We start from the raw sequence: 21708 nt of genomic DNA, 5'->3' as shown, positions 1-21708 counted from the left end.
CGACACCGGCCGCGGGAATTTCTACCGCAGTCGTCTACCGCAGCGCGCCCAGCCAGTTCGAGAGCAGCTGCGCCCCGGCCTCGCCCGACTTCTCGGGGTGGAACTGGGTGGCCGACAGCGGCCCGTTCTCGACGGCCGCGACGAAGTCCTCGCCGTGGTGGGCCCAGGTCACCATCGCCGGGCGGAAGTGCTCCGGCGCCTGCTGCTCCCAGCGGCGCACGCCGAAGGAGTGCACGAAGTAGAAGCGCGTGTCGGGCCTCATGCCGTCGAACAGCACGCTGCCCGCGGGGGCGCTCACGGTGTTCCAGCCCATGTGGGGCAGCACGTCGGCGCGGATCTTCTCGACGGTGCCGGGCCACTGGCCCGCGCCGGCGGCCTCCTCGCCGAACTCGACGCCGCGCTCGAAGAGCACCTGCATGCCCACGCAGATGCCGAGCACCGGGCGCCCGCCGGCGAGGCGCTGCTCGATCAGCCGCTCGCCGCGCACCGAGCGCAGGCCCGCCGCGCACGCCGCGAACGCCCCGACGCCCGGGACGACGAGCCCGTCGGCCTCCAGGGCCGCCCGGCCGTCCGCGGTGACCTCGACGTCGGCGCCCACGTGCTCCAGCGCCCGCTCGGCCGAGCGCAGGTTGCCCGACCCGTAGTCGAGGACGATGACGCGCGGGGTGCGCGAGGGCGGGCGCGGCACGGTGGGGGCGGGCGAGCTCACGACCACCAGGCTACCGAGCGTCCCGGGCCCGGGACCTCGCGCGCGGCCAGCACCACGAGCCGCCTGGGGCCGGTGTCACCGCGATCGCTGCGGTCGCCGTGGTCGCGGTCGTCGTGGGGGTCGCGGTCGGAGCCGTCGTCGGAGCCGTCGTCGGAGCCGTCGTCGGAGCCGTCGTCGGAGCCGTCGACGGGCCGGACGTGACCGCCGTCCACGAGCCGCTGCACCGCCGCCGCGTACGGTCCCGCCGCCCAGACGTCGTCGGCGGTCGCGAGGACGAGCAGCCCGCCGGGGCGCAGCACGCGCACGAGGCCGCCGAGTGCGGCCGGGCCGAGGTGGCCGGGACCGAGCGCGCCGACGCAGGTGACGACCCCGAACTTGGCGGCCGCGCCCGGCACCTCGCGCCGCAGGTCGGCGGGTCCGAGATCGTGGTAGGCGCGGCGCCGGCGGGCCCGCCGGATCATCGCCGGCGACAGGTCGAGCCCGTCGACCGACCGGAAGCCGCGCGCCGCGAGCGCCGCACCGACGAGCCCGGTGCCGCACGCCGCGTCGAGGACGTCGGTGTCGGGAGGCACGAGCGACGCGACCCGGTCCGCGACCCGCTCCGGCGACGGGTAGCCGAACAGGGCCGCGACGTCCTCGTCGTCGTAGGTCGGGGCCCAGTCGTCGTAGATCCGGCGGACGGTGGCGCCGTCGGCCTCGTCGTCGAGGGCTGCGAGCTCGGCGATCCGCGCCGCGGCGTCGGGCGACGGGGCCCGGGGTGGGACGGGGGGTGAACCGTGCCCCCGAACGTCCACGGCGCCTCCCCGGTGCTGATCTGCGCGAGGATTGTCCCCGTTCCCGGCGGTCGCCACCCCCCGAATCCGAGGGGTGGGCGAGGATGATCGTGTCAGGCGGGGAGCAGGCGCAGGACCGCCCCGCCGAGGGCCAGGGCCGCCAGCACCCCGAGGATCACCGCCACCACCTTGTTGCGCGGCCAGAAGCTGACGACGCCGCCGATGAGGAACCCGCTCAGGGCGAGCAGCCCGATGACGAGCACGCTGCCCGAGCTCACGACTCCAGGACGCCCTTGGTCGACGCCGGGCCCTCGAGGCGCGCGTCGGGCTCGGTGGCGGCGCGCAGCGCCCGGGCGATGGCCTTGTACTCGGCCTCGGTGATGTGGTGCGGGTCGCGCCCGCCGGTGACCCGCACGTGCAGGGCGATGCCGGCGTGGAAGGCGATCGACTCGAAGACGTGCCGGTTGAGCACCGTCGGGTAGTTCCCGCCGACGACGAACCCGGCCATCGACTCGGGCTCGCCGGTGTGCACGCAGTAGGGCCGCCCGGAGACGTCGACGACGGCCTGCGCGAGCGCCTCGTCCATCGGGATCCAGGCGTTGCCGAAGCGGCGGATGCCCGACTTGTCGCCCAGCGCCTGCTTGAGCGCCTGACCCAGCACGATCGCGACGTCCTCGACGGTGTGGTGGGCGTCGACCTCGACGTCGCCGGACGCCCGGACCACGAGGTCGAGCGCGCCGTGCTTGCCCAGCGCGTCGAGCATGTGGTCGAAGAACGGCACCCCGGTGGCGACCTCGGTGCGGCCCGTGCCGTCGAGGTCGACCTCGACGAGCACGCTCGACTCCTTGGTCACGCGCTCCACGCGTCCCGTGCGACTCACGGGTTCCAGGGTACGGATCGGCCCGCCGCGCTACCGCCGCACCACCCGGGCGTGGACCGCCCCGCTCTCGCCCGGGGTCAGCCCGTCGACCCGGTAGCCGGCGGGCAGGTCGTGCAGGCCGTCGAAGAGCCGCTCCCCCGCGCCGGCGAGGATCGGCGCGACGACCAGGTTCAGCTCGTCGACCAGGCCCTCCGCGAGGAACGCCCGCACGGTCGCGACGCCGCCGCCGAGGCGGACGTCCTTCCCGCCGGCGGCCTCGGTCGCGCGGTCCAGGACCTCCGTCGGCGTGGCCTCCAGGAAGTGGAAGGTCGTCCCGCCGTCCATCGGCAGCGAGGGCCGCGCGTGGTGGGTCAGGACGAACACGTCGTGGTGGTACGGCGGGTCCTCGCCCCACCACCCTCGCCAGCTCTCGTCGGGCCACTCCCCGCGCACGGGGCCGAACATGTTCCGCCCCATGATCGTCGCCCCGATGTTCTCGTCCCCCGCGCGGAACGCGGCGTCGTCGACGCCGGTCCCCTCGCCGCGGAAGCTCGGCATCATCCAGTCGTGCAGGCCCTCGACGCCGTCGCCGAACGGGGCGTCGAGCCGCTGTCCCACGCCCGTGCCGAAGCCGTCGAGGGTGATGGTTAACGCGTGCACGCGCAGACGGGCCACGGTGTCCTCCTCCGCTGGTGATTGTACTTTGCAACCGGTAGTCGAGAAGCTAGCGAGGTGCAGTGGTAAAGTGCAACCACTTCTCATCTCGGAGGTCGCCATGCGGCAGGACGGACGGTCGGGCTGCCCGATCAACCGAGCGGTCGAGGCACTCGGCGACCACTGGACGCTCCTCGTGCTGCGCGACATCACCTTCGGCGGCAAGCGGCACTTCCGCGAGATCCTCGCGGGCTCGGAGGAGGGCATCGCCTCGAACATCCTCGCCGACCGGCTCCACCGCCTCGTCGACGACGGGATGCTCACCCGCGACGACCCGGGTCGCGGCCGCCGCGCGACCTACAGCCTCACCGAGGCCTCGATCCAGCTGATCCCGGTGTTCGTCGCCCTCGGGTCCTGGGGGCTGCGCCACCGCGAGACCACCGAGGAGCTCGCCGTGCGCGCCGAGCTGCTCGAGGCGGGCGGGCCCGCGATGTGGGAGGACTTCATGGCCGAGCTGCGCGTGACCCACCTCGGCGCGCCGGCCCCGGCCCACCCCCGCGAGCCGGTGGTCGAGCGCCTCCGGGCCGCACGCGAGGCAGCCCGGGACGCGGCGGCGAGCTGAGCTCGTCCCCGGTAGGCGGCCCGGGAGCTATGGCCAAGATCGCGTCGAGAACGACGGTCCCGACCTCCTGTCCTGCGCGACAACCGGGGTCGCGGCGAGCCTCAGGCGTGGATTCTCGACGCGATCACGTGCACAGCTCCGCCGAGCACCATCTGGGTCGGCCGGGCCGACCGGCCGCGGCCCGGGGCAGGTGAGCGCGAGACGGGGTCGACGAGCCTCTCCGAGCGTGATCGGGCCTATCGGACAGACCGGCACAGCTGCCGGAGACGGCGAGCGCGGACCGGTGTCGCCGAGCCTCGCCGACCGACCGGGCCGACCAGCGCGACCGGGCGGGCCAGGGACCTTAAGCCTGATCCGCGGGACCTATGCGCAAGATCGCGTCAAGGACGACAGCGTCGACTCGGCGCGGGCGTGACCCATGGTCAGCCGCGAGGCGGGGTGGGGCCTCGACGCGATCTTGTGCACAGCTCCGACAAGCGCGACCGGGCCTCTTCGAGCGTGATCGGGCCTATCGGACAGACCGGCCACGGCGCCGGCCACGGCGAGCGCGGACCGATGTCGCCGAGCCTCGCCGACCGACCGGGCCGCACAGCGCGACCGGCAGGCCAGGGACCTTGAGCCTGATCCGCGGGACCTATGCGCAAGATCGCGTCGAGGACGACGCGTCGACCTCGCCGCCCAACGGCACACCGGGGTCACCGAGTGCGTCGGGGGCGGGTCGCGACGCGACAGCTCCGCGGAGGGCGAACGGGCTGACCCGGGAGATCGGTCGCGTCGCCCTACTCAGACGACGCTGATGCGTCCTCAGCGGGAGCGTGGCGGGCGACGACGACGACCACGGCGCCGCGGAAGCTCTGCCCATGATCGCGTCGAGACCGACACATCTACCTCGGCAGCCGGCGGCGTTCTCGACGCGATCTTGTGCGTAGCTCTGCCGAGGGCGGCTGAGCTGACCGAAGCGACCGGTCGGGTCGCCCGACGCCGACGCCCACGCCGACGCCCACGCCGACGACAGCCGCGACGGCCGACGAGGGCCGCGAGGGCCGACGAGGGCCCCGACGGCCGCAAGGGCCGGGAGGGTCGGGAGCGTCGGCGGCGACCGCGGCGGGGGATGACGACCACGGCGGCGCGGGACCTAGGCCCAAGATCGCGTCGAGACCGACACGCTCATCGGGGCAGCGGGCAGCGGGCGGCGTTCTCGACGCGATCTCGGGCATAGCTCGCGCGAGCATCCGTCGCCGACCGGGCGAGCCGCGTGACCGGCCGGACCCGTCAGGCCCGCAGGACGTCCGCGCTGACCTCGAGGAAGCGGTCGTTCTCCTCCGGCGTCCCGACCGTCACGCGCAACATCCCGGGGATGCCGACGTCGCGGACCAGCACGCCGGCGTCCAGGTAGGCCTGCCACGCGGCGTGGGCATCCACGTGCCGGGCGGGGAAGCCGCCGTAGAGCAGGAAGTTCGCCGTGCTCGGGACGACGTGGGCGCCGAGGTCGGCCAGCGCCGCCGCGATCCGGTCGCGCTCCCGGGACAGCGTGGCCACCAGCGCCAGGGTCTCGTCCGCGTGCTCGAGGGCGGCGAGCGCGGCGGCCTGGGTGAGCGCCGAGAGGTGGTAGGGCAGGCGCACGAGCATCAGCGCCTCGATCACCGCCGGCGCCGCCGCGAGGTAGCCCAGCCGCCCGCCGGCGAACGCGAACGCCTTGGACATCGTGCGGCTGACGACGAGCTTGTGCCCGAGCGGCTCGAGCAGCTCGACCGCCGAGGGGCCCGACGAGAACTCGACGTACGCCTCGTCGACCACCACGAGCCCCGGCGCGACCTCGGCGATCGCGCGCAGCTCGTCGAGCGGGGTCGACTGGCCGGTGGGGTTGTTCGGCGTGGTCACGAACAGGACGTCCGGGCGCTTCTCCCGCACGACGTCGACGGCCTGGTCCGCGTCGAGGGAGAAGTCGTCGCGGCGCGGGGCCGGGACCCACTCGGTGCGCGTGCCCGCGGCCAGGATCGGGTGCATCGAGTAGGAGGGCTCGAAGCCCAGCGCGAGGCGCCCGGGCCCGCCGAAGGCCTGCAGCAGCTGCTGGAGCACCTCGTTCGACCCGTTCGCGGCCCACAGGTTCTCGGTGGCCAGACCCACGCCCGTCGCCCGCGTCAGGTAGGCGGCGAGCGCCGAGCGCAGGGCGACGTGGTCGCGGTCGGGGTAGCGGTGCAGCGTCGCGGCCGCCTCGCGGGTCGCCGCGACCACGCTGTCGACCAGGGCGGGGGGCGGCGGGAACGGGTTCTCGTTGGTGTTGAGCGCGACCGGGACCTGCAGCTGCGGGGCGCCGTAGGGGCTGCGCCCGCGCAGGTCGTCGCGCAGCGGGAGGTCGTCGAGCACGATCCCGGCGCCGAGGACGTCGGACATCCTCAGCGGTCCTTCCGGCGCCCGAACCGGGCGGTGACGGCCTGCCCGTGTGCGGGCAGGTCCTCGGCGTCGGCGAGGGCGACCACGCGGTCGGCGACCTCGGCGAGCGCGTCCGCGGAGTAGTCGACGACGTGGATGCCGCGCAGGAACGTCTGCACCGACAGGCCGCTGGAGTGCCGGGCGCAGCCGCCGGTGGGCAGGACGTGGTTGGAGCCCGCGCAGTAGTCGCCGAGCGAGACCGGGCTGTGCGGGCCGACGAACACCGCGCCCGCGTTGCGCACGCGCGCGGCCACTCCGCGGGCGTCATCGGTCTGGATCTCGAGGTGCTCGGCGGCGTAGGCGTCGACCACCCGCAGCCCGTCCTCGACCGAAGAGACGAGGATCGTGCCCGACTGCGGGCCCGAGAGCGCCGTGGTGATCCGCTCGGTGTGCTTGGTGGTGGCCACCTGGGCGTCGAGCTCGGCGTCCACGGCGTCGGCGAGCTCCGGTGAGGTCGTGACCAGTACCGACGCGGCCGCCGGGTCGTGCTCGGCCTGGCTGACGAGGTCGGCGGCGACGTGCACCGGGTCGGCGGTGTGGTCGGCGAGGATCGCGATCTCGGTGGTGCCGGCTTCGGAGTCGATGCCGATGCGCCCGCGCAGCACCCGCTTGGCGGCGGTGACGTAGACGTTGCCCGGGCCGGTGACCATGTCGACGGGCTCGAGCGCGCCGCCGTCGGTGTCCCCCTTCTCACCGCCGCCGTACGCGAGCAGCGCCACCGCCTGCGCGCCGCCCACCGCCCACACCTCGTCGACGCCGAGCAGCGCCGCCGCGGCCAGGACGAGCGGGTGCGGCCGTCCGCCGAACTCGGCCTGGGGCGGCGAGCACACGACCAGCCCCTCGACGCCCGCCTCCTGGGCCGGCACGACGTTCATGACGACGCTCGAGGGGTAGACCGCGAGCCCGCCCGGCGCGTACAGCCCGACCCGGGCCACCGGCACCCAGCGCTCGGTGACCGTGCCCCCGGGCACCACCTGCGTCGTGCTGTCGGTCCGCCGCTGGTCGGCGTGCACCGCCCGCGCGCGCTCGATCGACGTCTCCAATGCGGCGCGGACCTCCGGGTCGACACCGTCGAGGGCCTCACGCAGCGCCGCCGCGGGCACCCGCACGGTCTCCGGGCGCACCCGGTCGAACCGCTCGGCGTACTCCAGCGCCGCGTCGGCCCCGCGCTCCCGGACCGCGTCGATCACCGGGCGCACCCGCTCGACCGCGGCGTCGACGTCGACCGCGGCCCGCGGCAGCATCGACCGCAGCGCTCCCGGCGCCGGGAAGTCACCGTCGCGGTGCCCGGGACGCAGGTCGATCCGGCTGAGCAGGGGGGACCTCTTCGACGCGTCCGGCACGCCGTCCAGGGTAGGCGTCGCGCCCGGTCAGCGGCCTTTCTGGGTGACCGAGTAGGAGATCGTCCGCAGCCCTGCCCCGCCGGTCCAGGGCTCGAAGCCGGCCTGGACGCTGGTCAGGTACCAGGACGGCTGCACGACGCCCCGCGTGGTGGCGTCGGCCACGAAGGAGTGCAGCGGCAGGTTGCTCACCGACGTCGTCCCGACGGTGCGGACGTAGGAGATCACGGGCAGGCCGTCGAGCGTGCCCTGCCAGACGTCCCAGGAGGCGCCGGCGATGGCCACGGTGGGCCCCTTGTCCCCGATCGGCTGCACGCCCGTGGTGTTGAGCCAGACCATCAGCTCGGCGCCGGTGTTGCGGCCGGGCTGGTTCGCGTTCGGGTCGAACCAGAGGTCGTAGGCGGTGTTGTAGGTGCTCGCCGGGTCGGTCGGCCCGCTGGTGCTCCAGGACGAGGTCACGGTGCCGAGCTGGTCCACGCGCCGCGGGAACGGGCTCCCGCCGGTGCAGTAGCCGTAGACGCAGCCGCGGTAGATCGAGGGGTAGCCCGCCGGGGCCGTGGTGTTGACGTGCTCGGCGGTGTCGATGACGAAGCCGGAGTCGGTGCGGGCCCCGGAGTTGCTGATGCACTGGCGGGTGTCGGCCCCCCAGACGTTGTTCGCCGCCACGTACACGCCCCCGCCGAGCGGGAACGAACCGAACTTGTCGCACGTGCTCAGCGGCGTCGGGGCGGGCGCGGCCACGGCCGATCCCGCGAGCAGGACCACCGACGCGAGCAGCGCGAGCAGCGCCCCCATCGCGGCGGCGACCGACCGTCCGCGCCCCACCACTGCCCCGCGTCCCATCGCGTCCCCCTGTCCCGTGATCCCGGCGCGCCGCCGGTACCCGCCTCACCGTGCGCCCCGGCCAGGTCGTTACGGGTCGTGACGAAGAGACGTCCGATGTCAGCGCACGATCGCCCGGAGGGCGCAGCGCCGGGCGTCCGGGTGCTGCGCCGCGTGCCGCCGCTCGGTGTCAGGCGGCCGGCGCCCCGAGCCGCCCGAACACCACCCAGCGCATCGCGCAGTACATGAACACCGCCTCGCACACGCCGGCCGCGAGGCGGGCGAGCTGGTAGGGCGTGCCGGCCGCGGCGAGCCCCTGGGTCACGCCCAGCACGATCGCCGCGTAGTTGACGACCACGACGGCGACGAAGAGCACGACCTGGACGCCGACGGGCCGCTCCGGGTCGAAGTTCAGCCACCGGTTGAGCAGGAAGCTCAGCGTGAACGCCGTGCCGTAGGCGACCGTGATGCCGAGCCACAGGGGCAGGCGCAGGGCGTCGATCAGCAGTGTCAGCAGCAGCAGGTCGACGGCGAAGGTGACGCCGTTGACCAGGCAGAACCCGACCATGCTCGGCGCGACGAGGCGTTCGAGCGGGTCCGGCAGGACCCCGACGACGCCGGCACAGATCCGGCGGAAGCGCTCCTGCGCGCCCGGGGTCTCCGTCACGCCCGCCATCCCAGCGGGCCGGCGACAGCGCCCGCCGGGAATCCGCCGACGGCCGGATGACGGTCCGGTGAACTCCCGCGACAGGCCACCCGGTCGATCACGACAGGCACTGGTGTGACCGACGGTCGGGTGGGCACTCTGCACCGCGTGAGTGCGAAAGCCGAGATCGGCGTCAGCGGCCTGGCCACGATGGGGCGCAACCTCGCCCGCAACCTCGCCCGACACGGGCACGTCGTGGCGGTGCACAACCGCAGCGCCCAGCGCATGCGGGACCTCGTCGAGCACTTCTCCGACGAGGGCACCTTCATCGGCGCGGAGTCGGCGCAGGAGTTCGTCGACGCCCTGGAGCGCCCGCGCCGGATCGTGCTCATGGTCCCGGCGGGGGCGGCGACCGACGCGGTGATCGACGAGTTCGTCCCGCTGCTCGAGCAGGGCGACGTCGTCATCGACGCCGGCAACGCCCACTTCCTCGACACCCGCCGCCGCGAGAAGGCGCTGTCGGAGAAGGGCCTCAACTTCGTCGGGATGGGCGTGTCCGGCGGCGAGGAGGGCGCCCTCAACGGCCCCTCGATCATGCCGGGCGGGCCGAAGGAGGCCTACGACGCGCTCGGGCCGCTGCTCGAGGACATCTCGGCCAAGGTCGACGGCGAGCCCTGCTGCACCCACATCGGGGCCGACGGCGCGGGCCACTTCGTCAAGATGGTGCACAACGGCATCGAGTACGCCGACATGCAGCTCATCGCCGAGGCCTACGACCTGCTGCGCAAGGGCCTCGGGATGGAGCCGTCGGCGATCGCCGACACGTTCCGCCAGTGGAACTCCGGGCGCCTCGACTCCTACCTCATGGAGATCTCCTCCGAGGTGCTCGACCACGTCGACGCCGACACCGGCCAGCCGTTCGTCGACGTCGTCGCCGACGAGGCCGAGCAGAAGGGCACCGGCCGCTGGACGGTGCAGGGCGCGCTGGAGCTGGGCGTGCCGGTGACGGGCATCGGCGAGGCCGTGTTCGCACGCTCACTGTCCGGGCACCGCGACCTGCGCGAGGCCGCCCGCGGCCTCCCCGGCCCCGCCGGGGTGCTCGAGGGCGCCGGCGCCGAGGGCTTCGCCGAGGACATCGAGCAGGCCCTCTACGCCTCGAAGATCGTCGCGTACGCCCAGGGCTTCAACCAGATCCAGGCGGGCGCCGAGGAGTACGACTGGACGATCGACCTCGGCGCGGTGGCCTCGATCTGGCGCGGCGGCTGCATCATCCGGGCGCGGTTCCTCGACGAGATCACCGCCGCCTACCGTCGCGACCCCGCCCTGCCCACGCTGCTGACCGACACCTCGTTCTCCGAGGCCCTGGCCGGCGCGCAGGACGCCTGGCGGCGCGTCGTGGCCGTCGCCGCGCAGCTCGCGATCCCGGCGCCGGGGTTCTCGACGGCGCTGGCCTACTACGACGCCCTGCGCGCCTCGCGCCTGCCCGCCGCCCTCATCCAGGGGCAGCGCGACTTCTTCGGCGCGCACACCTACCGGCGCACCGACCGCGAGGGCACCTTCCACACCCGCTGGGCCGAGGAGGGTCGCCCGCAGGAGGAGCGCTAGGAGGCGCGATCGGCCGCCCGGGGCGCTGACGCGGTCACCGGTCCGGGCGCTCGATCAGCTCCGTCGGGGCGTTCATCGCCTTCACCTTGCGGCGGTGTCGCCGGTAGCGCTTGAACAACATGAACGCGACCAGCGCGGCGAGCAGCACCAGCACGACCACCTGGAACACGCCCGAGTACCGCTCGACGAGGTACCAGCGCGAGCCCAGGGCGTAGCCGCCGTAGACGAACACGCTGTTCCAGATCAGGCTGCCCAGGGCCGTGAGCAGCCCGAACTCCCACCACGGCATCCGTCGCGCGCCCGCGGGCAGCGACACCAGGCTGCGGATGCCGGGCACCATCCGCCCGAGGAACACCGCCCAGCGGCCGTGCCGGTCGAACCAGCCCTCGGCCCGCTGCACGTCCTCGAGGTGCACCATCGGGATCTTCGAGAGCGCCTGCCGCACCCGGTGCTCCGGCGCGAGCATCCCGACGAGGTACAGGGCGACCGCCCCGACGACGGAGCCGCCGGTGGTCCACGCGATCGCCGAGAGCACCGAGAACTCGCCGCGCCCCGCGGCGAACCCGGCGAGCGGCAGGATCACCTCGCTCGGGATCGGCGGGAAGACGTTCTCCAGCGCGACGATGATCCCGGCGCCGGGGGCCCCGAGCGTCGCCATGAGGTCGCTCGCCCAGCCGGCGATGCCGCCTCCGCCGGGCGCGGCGGCCGTTGCCTGCATGATCGTCCAACGTGCGGTCACGCCGACGGGGTTCCCGATCAGGACGGCTGCTTGGCGCGGTTGCGCGCCTTGTGCCGCTCCTGGGCGTCGAGGATGACCTTGCGGATGCGCACCGCACCCGGCGTGACCTCGACGCACTCGTCCTCGGCGCAGAACTCCAGCGACTGCTCGAGCGACAGGATGCGCGGCGGGGTGAGGCGCTCGAGGACGTCCTGCGAGGACTGACGCATGTTGGTCAGCTTCTTCTCGCGGACGATGTTGACCTCCATGTCCTCCGAGCGGGAGTTCTCGCCGACGACCATGCCGGCGTAGACCGGCGTGGTCGGGCCGACGAAGAGGTCGCCACGGTCGGCGAGCAGCCCGACGGCGTGGCCGGTCACCGCGCCGGCACGGTCGGCGATGAGCGAGCCGGAGATGCGGGCGCGCAGCTCGCCGACCCAGGGGCCGTAGCCGTCGAAGAGCTGGTTGGCGATGCCGGTGCCGCGGGTCTCGGTGAGGAACTCCGTGCGGAAGCCGATGAGCCCGCGCGAGGGCACCCGGAACTCCATCCGGACCTGGCCGGACGCCGAGTGCGCCATCTCGAGCATCTCGCCCTTGCGGGCGGCGAGGAGCTGGGTGACCGCGCCGAGGTGCTCGTCGGGCACGTCGACCGACAGGCGCTCGAACGGCTCGTGGATCTTGCCGTCGACCCGCTTCGTGACGACCTCGGGCTTGCCGACGGTGAGCTCGAAGCCCTCGCGGCGCATCTGCTCGACGAGGATCGCCAGCGCCAGCTCGCCGCGGCCCTGGACCTCCCAGGCGTCGGGGCGCTCGGTGGGCAGCACGCGCATCGAGACGTTGCCGACCAGCTCGGAGTCGAGGCGGTTCTTCACCAGGCGGGCGGTGAGCTTCGTGCCCGGCCGTTCGTTCGCCCCCCCGCCCCGCCCGGCCAGCGGCGAGGTGTTGATGCCGATGGTCATGGCGATCGCCGGCTCGTCCACGGTGATGCGCGGCAGCGGGCGCGGGTCCTCGGGGTCGGCGAGCGTGTCGCCGATGGTGACCTCCGCGATGCCGGCGACGGCCACGATGTCGCCCGCGTCGGCGTACTCGGTCGACACGCGCTCGAGGGCCTCGGTGCGCAGCAGCTCGGTGACCTTGACGCGGGTGACCGATCCGTCGGCGCGGCACCAGCCGACCTGCTGGCCGCGGCGGATGCGCCCCGAGCGCACGCGGCAGAGCGCGATGCGGCCGAGGTACGACGACGCGTCGAGGTTGGTGACGTGCGCCTGCAGCGGGCCGTCCGGGTCGTCGGTGGGGGCCGGGACCTGCGCCATGAGGATGTCGAAGAGCGGCTGGAGGTCCGGCGAGTCCGGCACGGTGCCGTCGGCGGGGCGCTCGGTCGAGGCCCGGCCGGCGCGGGCGCTGGCGTAGACCACCGGCAGGTCGAGCAGGCCCGCGACGACGTCGTCGTCCAGCCCGAGGTCGGTGGCCAGCTCGAGGAGCAGCTCGAGGGACTCGTCGACGACCTCGGCGCAGCGCGCGTCGCCGCGGTCGGTCTTGTTGACGACCAGGATCACCGGCAGGTGGGCCGCGAGCGCCTTGCGCAGCACGAAGCGCGTCTGGGGCAGCGGGCCCTCGCTGGCGTCCACGAGCAGCACGACGCCGTCGACCATCGACAGCCCGCGCTCGACCTCGCCACCGAAGTCGGCGTGACCGGGCGTGTCGATCACGTTGATCGTCACGCCGTCGCGGCGGATCGCCGTGTTCTTGGCGAGGATCGTGATGCCCTTCTCGCGCTCCAGGTCGCCGGAGTCCATGACCCGGTCGACCAGCTCGGCGCGCGCGGAGAAGGCGCCGGACTGGCGCAGCATGGCGTCCACCAGCGTCGTCTTGCCGTGGTCGACGTGCGCGACGATGGCGACGTTGCGCAGGTCGGCGCGCCCGGTGGTGGGCTCGGGACGCTCGGGGGCGGTGACGGACACGCAGGAACTCCAGCCGGACAAGGGAGTGGACGTCTCCTCCAGGTTACGGGGCGTGATCCCCTTCACCGGCGGGTACCGGGGTGTCCCCCACCACGTCGGCCGCGACGAGCTCGCCGATGCGGGGTGCGAGCTTGGCCAGGTTGTCGCCCCACACGACGTGCACGGCGCCCTCCCGCGCCCGGTGGACGCCGTCCCCGGCGCCCCGCAGCGGCGTGCACCGCAGCTCGCCCACCGGCGTCGGGTCGAGCTCGGGCAGGTGGCGCCGGACGTGGTCGACGACCGCCGCGCGCGAGCGGCGCGCCACCTCCTCGGCGCCCAGCTCCCACGCCGTGTCCTCGTCGGGCAGGTGCCCGCCGACCGCCCAGTGGCCGGCGCGGGTGCGGTGCTGGTAGGTGCTGGCGAGCGGGCCGTCGGGGCGTCCGTCGAGGTGGCAGGGCCGGTCGGCCGGGCCGGCGAACGTGAACCGGGCGTGGTGCTCGAGCCCGGCCGGGACGTCGACGCCCAGCGGCGCGGCCAGCGCGGGCGTGCCCGCGCCCGCGGCGACGACGACGGCGTCGGCCCCGTCCGTGGTGCCGTCGGCGAGGTGGACCGTGCCGTCGGCGGCGACGGCGGTGACCTCCGCCCGCTCGGGCCGGACCGTCTCCCGGAGGAAGGCGCCGGCCGCGGCGAGGTCGAGCACGCCGCCCGCGGGGTCGTGCAGGACGCCCCAGGGATCGGACCGGCGGTCGACGCGGTGGATCGCCCCGGCCGCGGTCATGGCCGCCGACCACGCCGGCACCCGCGGGCCGCTGACCATCGCCCGCTCGCCGCCGACCAACGTCCGGCCCGCCGTCATCGACCAGTCGTCCCACAGCTCCGAGGCGCGCCGAGCCTCGGCCACCAGCCCCGGGTCGCCGTGCGCGACGCGGAAGATGCGGGTGTCACCGGCCGAGCGCGCGCCCATCGGCTCGCCGGCGTCGACGCAGCGCACCGTGGCGCCCGCCCGGATCAGCGCGGACGCCGTCGCCAGGCCCACGATCCCCGCGCCGACCACGACCACCCGCACGTGCACCCCTCCCGACCCCGAGACCGGGTTCAGGGTGCACCCCGATCCGCGCGGCCGCAGCGAGGCGCAGTGTCGCTGTCATGAGGATCGTGGTGTGGGTACTGGTGGGGATCGGCGCGCTCGTGGTGGTCGGCGGCGTCGTCTGGCCGCTCGTGCAGTGGCTGTTCGGGGCGCTGCTGTGGCTGGTGCCGGTGGCGCTCGTCGTCGGCGGCGGGATCTGGCTGGCCCGGCGGGGCGCGCGGAAGGTCGACGGGACGGCGGGCACGCCGCAGCAGCTGCGGTGAGGTCAGCCCTGCCCGGCGCGGGGTGAGCGGGGCGCGAAAGCGCCCTCGACCGCGAAGGCCGGCAGGACGGCCTTCGACAGCGGCCGGGAGGTCTCGGCGAGCTCCGCCGTGCCCTCGGCGCCGAGGTGGCGCCAGGGGCCGAGGGACATGCGTGTGGTGTGGTCCTCGACCTCCGCGCGCAGCGCCGTCCCGGCCTCGGTGAGCGCGCCGTCGCCGTCGAGCAGGCCGCGCTCGGCGAGGCCGGCGCTCGCGTCGGCCCACTGCTCGGGCGACCAGCCGCGGTTGCGCTGCGCGAACTCCACGGTGAAGCCGCGCCCCGTGGCGACGTGGGTGATCAGCGCCTCGAGACCGGAGAGACCGGCCGAGACGAGCGCGTGCAGGTGGGCGTCGCCGCGGTGCTCGCGCAGCAGCGTCACCCCGTGCCAGAGCGCGAGGTGGGGCTCCTCGGGCCACGGCAGGTCGGCGTGCGCGGCGTAGAGCGGGCGGTCCTCCGGGGTCGCGCCCTCGCAGGCCTTGCGCAGGAGCTCGGACGCGCGGGTGACGGCCGCCGAGGACGCGGCGTCGCCGAGCAGCCGGCGCAGGGCGCGGTCGGCGGCGCGCAGGCGGGCGTTGACGACGTCGGCAGGTGCGGCGAGCGACCACACGCCGGGCACCGACCGCGCCACGCGCGCGGGGTTGAAGTTGAAGAACGTCGCAGTGACGACGCCCGGCCCGACCGGGCCCATCGGTGCCGCGCGCTGCGCGAAGTACTGGTCCGCGCCGCGGGTGATGCCCAGCTCGGCGAGCTCCTCGCCCACCTCGGGCACGAAGTAGATCATCGAGTGGAGGGGCTCGAGGCGCTGCGCGAGCGCGGCGGCGTCGGCGGGGGCAGTGGTCGGGGCAGTGGTCGGGGCAGAGGTGCTGTCGTCGGTGCTGGGGGCGGCCACGCGAGCACCGTCTCACGGCGACCGCCACCGCGTCCCGGGCACACTGGGAGCCATGGCGTCCTGGCCCGCGCGGGCACCGCTCGGCGGGCTGGCCCCGCGCCGGCGCGCCTTCGTGCTCGCGCTGCTGGCGCTCCTGGCGGTGGTCGCGGTGCTGGTCGGGGTCGGGGTGGCCCGCGAGGTCCGCGTCCCGCCGCCCGCCGACCCGGACGTGCCCGGCGCCGTGGTGCTCGTCCCCGGCTACGGGGGCAACCGCGCCGCGTTCCTCGGGCTCACCGAGCGGCTGCGGGAGGAGGGCCGGCGCGCGGTCATCGTCGAGCTGCCCTCCGGCGGCACCGGTGACCTCGTGTCCCAGGGCGCGGCGATCGACGACACCGTGCGCGGGCTCCTCGACGACGGCGCCCCGTCCGTCGACGTCGTCGGCTACTCGGCGGGCGGGGTCGCGACGCGGGTCTACCTCGACCGCGGCCGCACCGCCCCCGCCGTCCGCCGCGTGGTCACGCTCGGGTCGCCGCTGCAGGGCGCGGAGCTCGCCGCCGCCGGCGGGGCGCTCGTGCCGGGCGCGTGCCCCCGCGCCTGCCAGCAGCTCGCGCCGGGCAGCGCGCTGCTCGCGGGCCTCGCGACCGCGCCGCCGGGCCTGCCCTGGCTCTCGCTGTGGACCGCCGACGACGAGACCGTCACCCCGCCCGACTCGGCCGAGCTGCCGGGCACCGACGCCGTGCGCCTCCAGGACGTCTGCTCGGACGCCCTCGTCACCCACTCCCGGCTCCCGACCGATCCCCTCGCGGTCGGTCTCGTCCTGCGCGGCCTGGGCACCGGTCCCCTCCCGACGGCCGATCCCACCCAGTGCGACGACCTGCGCACCGAGGGTGCGCGGGAGTCGTGAGCTACCGCCGGGTCATCTGACGAACGGCGGCTGTGGCTCCCCCCGCCCGCCGCCCACGATGAGCAGGTGTCCGTGCTCGACGCCCTCGGGCCGGCGTTCGCCCGCCTCCCGGTGGCGGCCCGTCACGGCCTGGTGTTCCTGGTCAGCGGGCTCGGCTACACGGCCGCGGCGATCACGGCCATGTCCTGGTTCGACCCCAACGGGCTCGGCCCGTCGTTCTTCCCCGCCGCGGGGTGGACGGTGGCGCTGCTGTGCGCGCTGGCGCGCCGGTGGTGGCCCGCGGTGCTCCTGGGCGCTGCGGTCGCGGAGGTGGCGACCGACCTCGCGACGGGGCTGAGCGTCACCGCGGCCGTCGGCTACGCCGTGGCGAACACCGTCGAGCCCGCACTGGGCGCGGCGCTGACCCGCACCGTCGCCCACGGGCGTCCCGACCTGAGCCGCCGGCGCGACCTGACCGGCTTCCTCCTCGGCGCCGCCCTGGCCGCCCCGCTCGTCGGGGGGCTCATCGGCGCGCTCGTCGCCGCGCTCGCCGGCACCGACCGGCCCTGGTACCTCTTCGTCGCCCGCTGGTGGCTCGGCGACGGGCTCGCGGTGCTGGTCGTCGGCACCGCGGTGCTCACCGTCCTCACCCTGCCCTGGACCCGTCGGGCGGTGCTGGGCACCGCCGCCGGGACCGTCGCCGCCGTCGGCGTCACGGCGGTCCTGTTCTGGACCCAGACCCTGGTCCTGGTGTTCCTGCCGGTGCTCCTGTTGATCTGGGTCGCGCTGCGGCTCGGCGTCGCCGCGGTGGCGGTCGTCGGCCTGGGGACCGCGCTGACCGCCGCGCAGGGCGAGGCCGTCGGTCTCGGGTTCTCCGCGACGCTCGGCGTCGCCCCGGGGATCAGCCACGTCTACCTGCAGATGCTGCTCGCGGTGCTGCTGCTGGCGGTGCTGCTGCTCGCGGTGCAGGTCGACGAGCAGGTGCGCGCGGAGGTGGCGGCCGAGCTCGCGGCGCGCCGCAGCGACGACCTCGCCGCCTGGAACGCGGAGCTCGCCCGCAGCAACGCCGAGCTCGACACCTTCGCCTACGCGGCCTCCCACGACCTCAAGGAGCCGTTGCGCGCGATCGCCCAGACCGCGGGCTTCGTGCTCGAGGACGCCCCCGAGCTCGACGCCGAGTCCCTCCGGCGGCTGCGCACGATCTGCCTGCTCGCGGTGCGCATGGACGAGCTGCTCGACTCCCTGCTGCGCTACTCGCAGGTCGGTCGCGGCGACCTCGACCCGGTCGTGGTGGACCTGGACGGCGTCCTCGACGAGGTCGCCGACGTCGTCGCCGAGCGCTGCCGCGCCGCCGGCGTGGAGCTGCGACGCGACGGGCGGCTGCCGGCGGTGCGCGGTGACCGGGTGCAGCTCGGCGAGGTGCTGACCAACCTCGTCGTCAACGCCGTGAAGTACGCCGCCGACGGGCCGCGCTGGGTCGAGGTCGGCCTCGGCCCGCTGCCGCCCGGGTCGGGCGAGGACGACTGCGCGGTGTACGTGCGCGACAACGGCGTCGGCATCCCGCCCGAGCGCCGCGACCAGGTCTTCGCCCCGTTCCAGCGCCTGCACCCGGGGCGGGCCGACGGGGTCGGCATGGGCCTCGCGATCAGCCGGAAGATCGTCGAGCGGCACGGGGGGCGGATCGGCGTGGAGTCCGCCGAGGGTCAGGGCAGCTCGTTCTGGTTCACCCTGCCGTGCCCGGTGAGGGTGCCGAGCCAGTAGGCGAAGACGCCGCGCAGCACCTCCCCGAACGCCGTGAGGTCGACCGGCTTGACCACGTAGCTGTTGGCCCCGGCCCGGTAGCAGGCCTCGACGTCCCGGGGGTGCGTGGAGGACGTCAGCACGACGACCGGCAGCCCGTCGAGGGGCGCCCGGCGCCGGACCGTCGAGAGCACCCCGTGCCCGTCGAGCCCGGGCACGTTGAGGTCGAGGAGCACGAGGTCGGGCAGCTCGGCGTCCGCGTCGGCCAGCCGCTCGAGGGCCGCGGTGCCGTCGCCGACGGCCTCGAGGCGCACGCCGGGGTGGGCCCGGGCGAGGGTGCGCCCGACGGCCTCGACGTCCTGCGGGGAGTCCTCGACGAGGAGGACGAGCGCGTCGACCGGCACGGGAGCTCGCTCTCACTGTCCGTGAGTGGTTCGGGGTCATGACAGCCTAGACACGGCTGCCGGTTCCCTCTACCGGCTGACCGGTGGTATCAGCTCGTGACGTCCTTGGTGGCGAAGTTGGCCCAGGCGGCGAGCATGAGCACGACGACGTAGCCCGCCTGGAGCCAGAGGCCCGCGGTGATGTCGCGCAGGAAGATCGGGTCGCGGAAGAAGTCGACCCAGGCCAGCCAGTAGCGGGTGGGCAGGTACGGCGTGACGGCCGCGGCGGCGTCGAGGCTGACCAGCACCTGGCTGGTCACGAGCGCGGCGAGCGCGCCGAGGGTCGCCCCGAGCGAGGACGCGGTCACCGTCGAGAGGAACAGCGCGATCGCCGCCACCCCGAGCATCGACACCGTCACGTAGCCCATCGCGCCCAGCAGGCGGGCCGCGAGGTCGGCGGGCGACAGCGCCTCCCCCGACAGCGACGACACCGACGCCTGGGCGCGCTCCCGGGCCGCCTGGTCGTCGGCGACGACCGTGCCGTCGCCGGTACCGGCGCCCGGCCGGGTGGCGCCGGCCTGCCCGCCCGACGCCGCGTCCGAGCTGCCGACCTGGCCGCGCCCGCCGGCGGGCGCGGCCGGTCCGGTGCCCGCGACGGCGTCGTCGCTGCTGCCCGTGACCTCGGGCAGCGCGCGCACCACCGCCACCGGGTCGCCCGCCCCGAACAGCGAGACCCCGACGACGTAGGAGCTCCCGGCGACCGCCACGACCGACCCGACGACGAACACCACGACCGCGACCAGCTTCGCCACCAGCAGCGACGTGCGGCGCACCGGGCGCACGAGCAGGTAGCGCAGCGTGCCCTGCGACGACTCCCCCGCCACCGCGTCGCCCGCGACCACCGCCACCGCGATCGGCAGGAAGAGCGGCAGCACCAGCGCCAGCGCGGCGGCCGGGTAGAGCGAGCCGGACTGCAGCACCGCGGACAGGAACGCCGCGCCCTGCCCCGGCGGCGGGGAGATCCGCGTCGTGGCGAGGAAGACCGCGACCACCGTGGGCAGCAGGCACAGCAGGCCCACGGCCACCCAGGTCCGGGGGCGGCGGACGAGCTTGACGAGCTCGACACCGATCACGGGCGCGCCCCGTTCCGTCGCGCCGCGCGCGAGGTGTCCGACCCGGGTCCCGTCAACGACACCACCACGTCCTCCAGGCTCCGGCGCTGCTCGACGAGCCCGTCGAGCGGGACGCCGTGCTCGACGAGGTGGCGCGCGAGCGCGGGCGGGCCCCCGGGCGCGGCCTCGACGACGAGGGTGTGGTCGTGCCGCTCGGCCACCGCGCCCCCGAGGACCCTCGCCGCCGCGTCCGGGTCGGGCGTGCGGACGACGAGGCGACCGGTCGGGCCCCGCACCGCGTCGAGGTCGTCCTCGAGCACCAGGCGGCCCCGGTCGACGACGCCGACGGTGGTGCAGAGCGCCTCGATCTCGGCGAGCAGGTGGCTGGACAGGAAGACCGTGGTGCCCGCGGCGTTGAGCTCGAGCAGCAGGTCACGGACCTCGCGGATGCCGTGCGGGTCGAGGCCGTTGGTGGGCTCGTCGAGCACGAGCAGCCGCGGGCGGTTGAGCAGCGCCCCGGCGAGCCCGAGGCGCTGGCGCATGCCGAGCGAGTAGGCCCGCACCGGGCGGCGGTCGATCGCGCCGAGCCCGACGCGCTCGAGCACCTCCTCGACGCGGTCGCGGCGACGCCGGCCGTCGCGGTCGCGGCGCGGGCCGGCGGCGTCGAGCAGCGCGAGGTTGGTGCGCCCGGACAGGTGGGGGTACGCCGCGGGGCCCTCGACCATCGCCCCGATCTCGGGGAGCACCTCGGCCACCCGGGACGGCACCGGACGCCCGAGCACCGTGATCTCGCCGCGCGTGGCGTAGACCAGGCCCAGGAGCATCCGCACCATCGTCGTCTTGCCCGAGCCGTTGGGGCCGAGGAAGCCGTAGCGGGCGCCCTCGGCGACGTGAAGGTCGACGCCGTCGACGGCGGTGTGCGCGCCGTAGCGCTTGGTCAGCCCTCGCGTGGAGATGACGAGCCGCTCGGGGTCGCGGCGGGCGCCGATCCGCTGGGTCGTGCCGTTGTCCCCGCTCACGTGCGGCCCCCCGCGAGCAGGTCGGTGGCGCCGCTGTCGATCGCGGCGGGCGGGACGAGGCCCGCGAGCACCCACGCCCGCGCGCCGTCGTCGCTGCGGACGACGGCCAGGGTCAGCAGCGGGGTCTCCAGCGCCGAGCCCTGGCCCTCGACGGTCAGCGTGCGGCCGGCGCCGGCGCGGTCGATGCCGGCGAGCAGGGTGGCGGCGAGGTCGGGCGGCAGCGGCACGGCGATCAGCTGGCCGAGCGTGGTGCCGTAGCGCCCCAGCGCCGGGAAGCCGCGCTCGGGCCGGACCCGCTCCCGGCCGGCGAGGCTCGCGGGCAGCGACGAGCCGTCCCCGCGGCCGAGGACGCCGAACAGGTCGGAGGTCGGGCTGCGGGTCACCCCGGCGCCCGGACCGCGCCGCGGCTCGAGGGCCGACGGGTCGGGCGGGCCCTGGGTGAGCTCGCCGAACGCGGTGGTGATGAGGGGTTCGGCCACCCCCTTGGCCCGCACCTCGACCGCCACGGGCAGGCCGGTGGCCGGGTCGGCCCAGACGTCGAGCGCCCCGACCGTCGTCTCCGGGTCGGCCACCGTGACCCGCACCCCCGCCGCGTCCACCCCGGCGACCCGGCGCGACGGCAGCTCGGTCGCCGGGTCGGCGGACGTCGTGCCCGCGAGGAGCCGGCGGGCCAGCTCCGGCGGGAGCAGGTCCTCGGGGCGGGGCAGGCGCACCTGCGGGTCGCGCGCGACGACCGTCAGCAGCTCCGCGCCGTAGTCCCACACGGCCTGCCCGCGCGGGGTCGTGTAGCGGTCCCGCTCCCCCACCGCCGAGAGCACGTCGACGCGCGAGCGGTCCGGCGCGGCGTACCAGCCGCGCATCCGCGTCACCCCCGAGAGCAGGGTGGTGACGTCCGCGAGCTGCGCGATCCGCGGCAGCCCGAGCGCGGCGCGGGCCTCGGCGTACCCGGTCCAGGGCCGGTCGGCCGACGCGGCGACGAGGTCGCGCAGCTGCGCCGGGTCGGCGCGGGCGTCGCCCGGCCGGGCCGCGATCGCCGCCGGCACCCCCACGAGGAGCGCCGCCACGGCCGCGACCACCGCCCAGCGCCACAGTGCCCACCCCGGCACCCGCCCCGATGCCCACCCCGACCGTGCCGCCACCGGCGTCCCGACTCCCCTCACGCGACCGTGTCCACGATCGAGGGTGCCACCGAAAC

22 protein-coding genes are annotated in these 21708 nt (G+C 75.3%); 5 read left to right on the top strand and 17 right to left on the bottom strand.

The features are described from left to right. Nucleotides 1–34 precede the first annotated feature (34 nt). The 5 genes from hisH to PH190_RS08515 form a co-directional block, all read right to left on the bottom strand. Nucleotides 35–709 carry an imidazole glycerol phosphate synthase subunit HisH gene (hisH, locus tag PH190_RS08535; RefSeq protein ID WP_274231065.1) on the bottom strand — a complete coding sequence of 225 codons (675 nt, stop codon included), beginning with the start codon at nucleotides 707–709 and terminating at the stop codon, nucleotides 35–37. Then, nucleotides 706–1503: a class I SAM-dependent DNA methyltransferase gene (locus tag PH190_RS08530; RefSeq protein WP_274231064.1), complete on the bottom strand. Its 798-nt coding sequence runs from the start codon at nucleotides 1501–1503 to the stop codon at nucleotides 706–708. The genes hisH and PH190_RS08530 overlap by 4 nt, the downstream gene beginning before the upstream one ends. Before the next feature lie 92 nt (nucleotides 1504–1595). After that, a complete protein-coding gene (locus PH190_RS08525) occupies nucleotides 1596–1760 on the bottom strand; it encodes a hypothetical protein (RefSeq protein WP_274231063.1) in 165 nt (54 codons plus the stop codon). After that, the gene (gene hisB / locus PH190_RS08520) at nucleotides 1757–2362 is read right to left on the bottom strand and encodes an imidazoleglycerol-phosphate dehydratase HisB (protein ID WP_274231062.1); all 606 of its coding nucleotides are present in this window, start codon (nucleotides 2360–2362) and stop codon (nucleotides 1757–1759) included. The genes PH190_RS08525 and hisB overlap by 4 nt, the downstream gene beginning before the upstream one ends. Nucleotides 2363–2392: 30 nt before the next feature. Next, nucleotides 2393–3016: a dihydrofolate reductase family protein gene (locus PH190_RS08515; protein WP_274231061.1), complete on the bottom strand. Its 624-nt coding sequence runs from the start codon at nucleotides 3014–3016 to the stop codon at nucleotides 2393–2395. Between the two features lie 100 nt (nucleotides 3017–3116). On the opposite strand from PH190_RS08515, the gene PH190_RS08510 reads away from it, so the two are divergent. Further along, nucleotides 3117–3617: a winged helix-turn-helix transcriptional regulator gene (locus PH190_RS08510; RefSeq protein ID WP_274199353.1), complete on the top strand. Its 501-nt coding sequence runs from the start codon at nucleotides 3117–3119 to the stop codon at nucleotides 3615–3617. A gap of 1272 nt (nucleotides 3618–4889) precedes the next feature. Here the strand turns inward: PH190_RS08510 and PH190_RS08505 are convergent. The 4 genes from PH190_RS08505 to PH190_RS08490 form a co-directional block, all read right to left on the bottom strand. Then, on the bottom strand, nucleotides 4890–6011 hold the full coding sequence (locus PH190_RS08505) for a histidinol-phosphate transaminase (protein ID WP_274231060.1): 1122 nt from the start codon (nucleotides 6009–6011) through the stop codon (nucleotides 4890–4892). Nucleotides 6012–6013: 2 nt separating this feature from the next. Beyond that, entirely contained in the window at nucleotides 6014–7366 is a 1353-nt protein-coding gene (gene hisD, locus PH190_RS08500) for a histidinol dehydrogenase (RefSeq protein WP_274231150.1), read from the bottom strand. 54 nt (nucleotides 7367–7420) lie between these two features. After that, nucleotides 7421–8233, bottom strand: a complete 813-nt coding sequence (locus PH190_RS08495; protein ID WP_274231059.1) for a GH12 family glycosyl hydrolase domain-containing protein — start codon at nucleotides 8231–8233, stop codon at nucleotides 7421–7423. A gap of 169 nt (nucleotides 8234–8402) precedes the next feature. Further along, the gene (locus tag PH190_RS08490; protein ID WP_274231058.1) at nucleotides 8403–8879 is read right to left on the bottom strand and encodes a GtrA family protein; all 477 of its coding nucleotides are present in this window, start codon (nucleotides 8877–8879) and stop codon (nucleotides 8403–8405) included. Nucleotides 8880–9026: 147 nt separating this feature from the next. Here PH190_RS08490 and gndA point away from each other — a divergent pair, with 147 nt between their 5' ends. Further along, nucleotides 9027–10463, top strand: coding sequence for an NADP-dependent phosphogluconate dehydrogenase (gndA, locus tag PH190_RS08485; RefSeq protein ID WP_274231057.1), 1437 nt, complete (start codon nucleotides 9027–9029; stop codon nucleotides 10461–10463). Nucleotides 10464–10497: 34 nt separating this feature from the next. Here gndA and PH190_RS08480 read toward each other — a convergent pair whose 3' ends face one another. From PH190_RS08480 to PH190_RS08470, 3 genes are read right to left on the bottom strand one after another with little or no spacing between them, the layout of a single operon-like run. Next, a complete protein-coding gene (locus tag PH190_RS08480) occupies nucleotides 10498–11202 on the bottom strand; it encodes a DedA family protein (protein ID WP_337993803.1) in 705 nt (234 codons plus the stop codon). A gap of 17 nt (nucleotides 11203–11219) precedes the next feature. After that, nucleotides 11220–13142, bottom strand: a complete 1923-nt coding sequence (gene typA, locus PH190_RS08475; protein ID WP_274231056.1) for a translational GTPase TypA — start codon at nucleotides 13140–13142, stop codon at nucleotides 11220–11222. A 43-nt stretch (nucleotides 13143–13185) separates the two neighbouring features. Continuing rightward, a complete protein-coding gene (locus PH190_RS08470; protein ID WP_274231055.1) occupies nucleotides 13186–14187 on the bottom strand; it encodes an FAD-dependent oxidoreductase in 1002 nt (333 codons plus the stop codon). A gap of 80 nt (nucleotides 14188–14267) precedes the next feature. On the opposite strand from PH190_RS08470, the gene PH190_RS08465 reads away from it, so the two are divergent. Then, nucleotides 14268–14471, top strand: a complete 204-nt coding sequence (locus PH190_RS08465) for a hypothetical protein (protein WP_274231054.1) — start codon at nucleotides 14268–14270, stop codon at nucleotides 14469–14471. 2 nt (nucleotides 14472–14473) lie between these two features. Here PH190_RS08465 and PH190_RS08460 read toward each other — a convergent pair whose 3' ends face one another. Further along, nucleotides 14474–15397, bottom strand: coding sequence for an SCO6745 family protein (locus PH190_RS08460; protein ID WP_337993802.1), 924 nt, complete (start codon nucleotides 15395–15397; stop codon nucleotides 14474–14476). 52 nt (nucleotides 15398–15449) lie between these two features. Between PH190_RS08460 and PH190_RS08455 the strand changes: the two genes are divergently transcribed. Together PH190_RS08455 and PH190_RS08450 are read left to right on the top strand one after the other, a co-directional pair. Further along, complete coding sequence (locus tag PH190_RS08455) at nucleotides 15450–16280, top strand: esterase/lipase family protein (RefSeq protein ID WP_274231053.1); 831 nt, start codon at nucleotides 15450–15452, stop codon at nucleotides 16278–16280. Nucleotides 16281–16346: 66 nt separating this feature from the next. Beyond that, entirely contained in the window at nucleotides 16347–18020 is a 1674-nt protein-coding gene (locus PH190_RS08450) for a sensor histidine kinase (protein WP_274231052.1), read from the top strand. On the opposite strand, the gene PH190_RS08445 is transcribed toward PH190_RS08450, so the two are convergent. The 4 genes from PH190_RS08445 to PH190_RS08430 form a co-directional block, all read right to left on the bottom strand. Continuing rightward, nucleotides 17963–18403: a response regulator gene (locus PH190_RS08445; protein ID WP_274231051.1), complete on the bottom strand. Its 441-nt coding sequence runs from the start codon at nucleotides 18401–18403 to the stop codon at nucleotides 17963–17965. The two genes, PH190_RS08450 and PH190_RS08445, sit on opposite strands and share 58 nt — an antisense overlap. Before the next feature lie 89 nt (nucleotides 18404–18492). Then, entirely contained in the window at nucleotides 18493–19515 is a 1023-nt protein-coding gene (locus PH190_RS08440; protein ID WP_274231050.1) for an ABC transporter permease, read from the bottom strand. Next, nucleotides 19512–20513 carry an ABC transporter ATP-binding protein gene (locus tag PH190_RS08435; RefSeq protein ID WP_274231049.1) on the bottom strand — a complete coding sequence of 334 codons (1002 nt, stop codon included), beginning with the start codon at nucleotides 20511–20513 and terminating at the stop codon, nucleotides 19512–19514. Before PH190_RS08435 ends, PH190_RS08440 begins: the two co-directional genes overlap by 4 nt. Further along, nucleotides 20510–21673 carry a hypothetical protein gene (locus tag PH190_RS08430; protein ID WP_274231048.1) on the bottom strand — a complete coding sequence of 388 codons (1164 nt, stop codon included), beginning with the start codon at nucleotides 21671–21673 and terminating at the stop codon, nucleotides 20510–20512. The genes PH190_RS08435 and PH190_RS08430 overlap by 4 nt, the downstream gene beginning before the upstream one ends. Between the last annotated feature and the right edge of the window lie 35 nt (nucleotides 21674–21708).

Source organism: Actinomycetospora straminea (genome assembly GCF_028737255.1).
In the GTDB taxonomy this organism is placed as follows: domain Bacteria; phylum Actinomycetota; class Actinomycetes; order Mycobacteriales; family Pseudonocardiaceae; genus Actinomycetospora; species Actinomycetospora straminea.
The sequence above is the reverse complement of the archived record's forward strand: the minus strand, read 5'-3'. Positions and strand labels throughout refer to the sequence as shown.

What these genes read in the sequence shown, in the direction of transcription:
- PH190_RS08510 (WP_274199353.1), top strand. Translation starts at nt 3,117, where the DNA reads ATGCGGCAGGACGGACGGTCGGGCTGCCCGATCAACCGAGCGGTCGAG.
- PH190_RS08505 (WP_274231060.1), bottom strand. Translation starts at nt 6,011, where the DNA reads ATGTCCGACGTCCTCGGCGCCGGGATCGTGCTCGACGACCTCCCGCTG.
- PH190_RS08495 (WP_274231059.1), bottom strand. Translation starts at nt 8,233, where the DNA reads ATGGGACGCGGGGCAGTGGTGGGGCGCGGACGGTCGGTCGCCGCCGCG.
- PH190_RS08465 (WP_274231054.1), top strand. Translation starts at nt 14,268, where the DNA reads ATGAGGATCGTGGTGTGGGTACTGGTGGGGATCGGCGCGCTCGTGGTG.
- PH190_RS08455 (WP_274231053.1), top strand. Translation starts at nt 15,450, where the DNA reads ATGGCGTCCTGGCCCGCGCGGGCACCGCTCGGCGGGCTGGCCCCGCGC.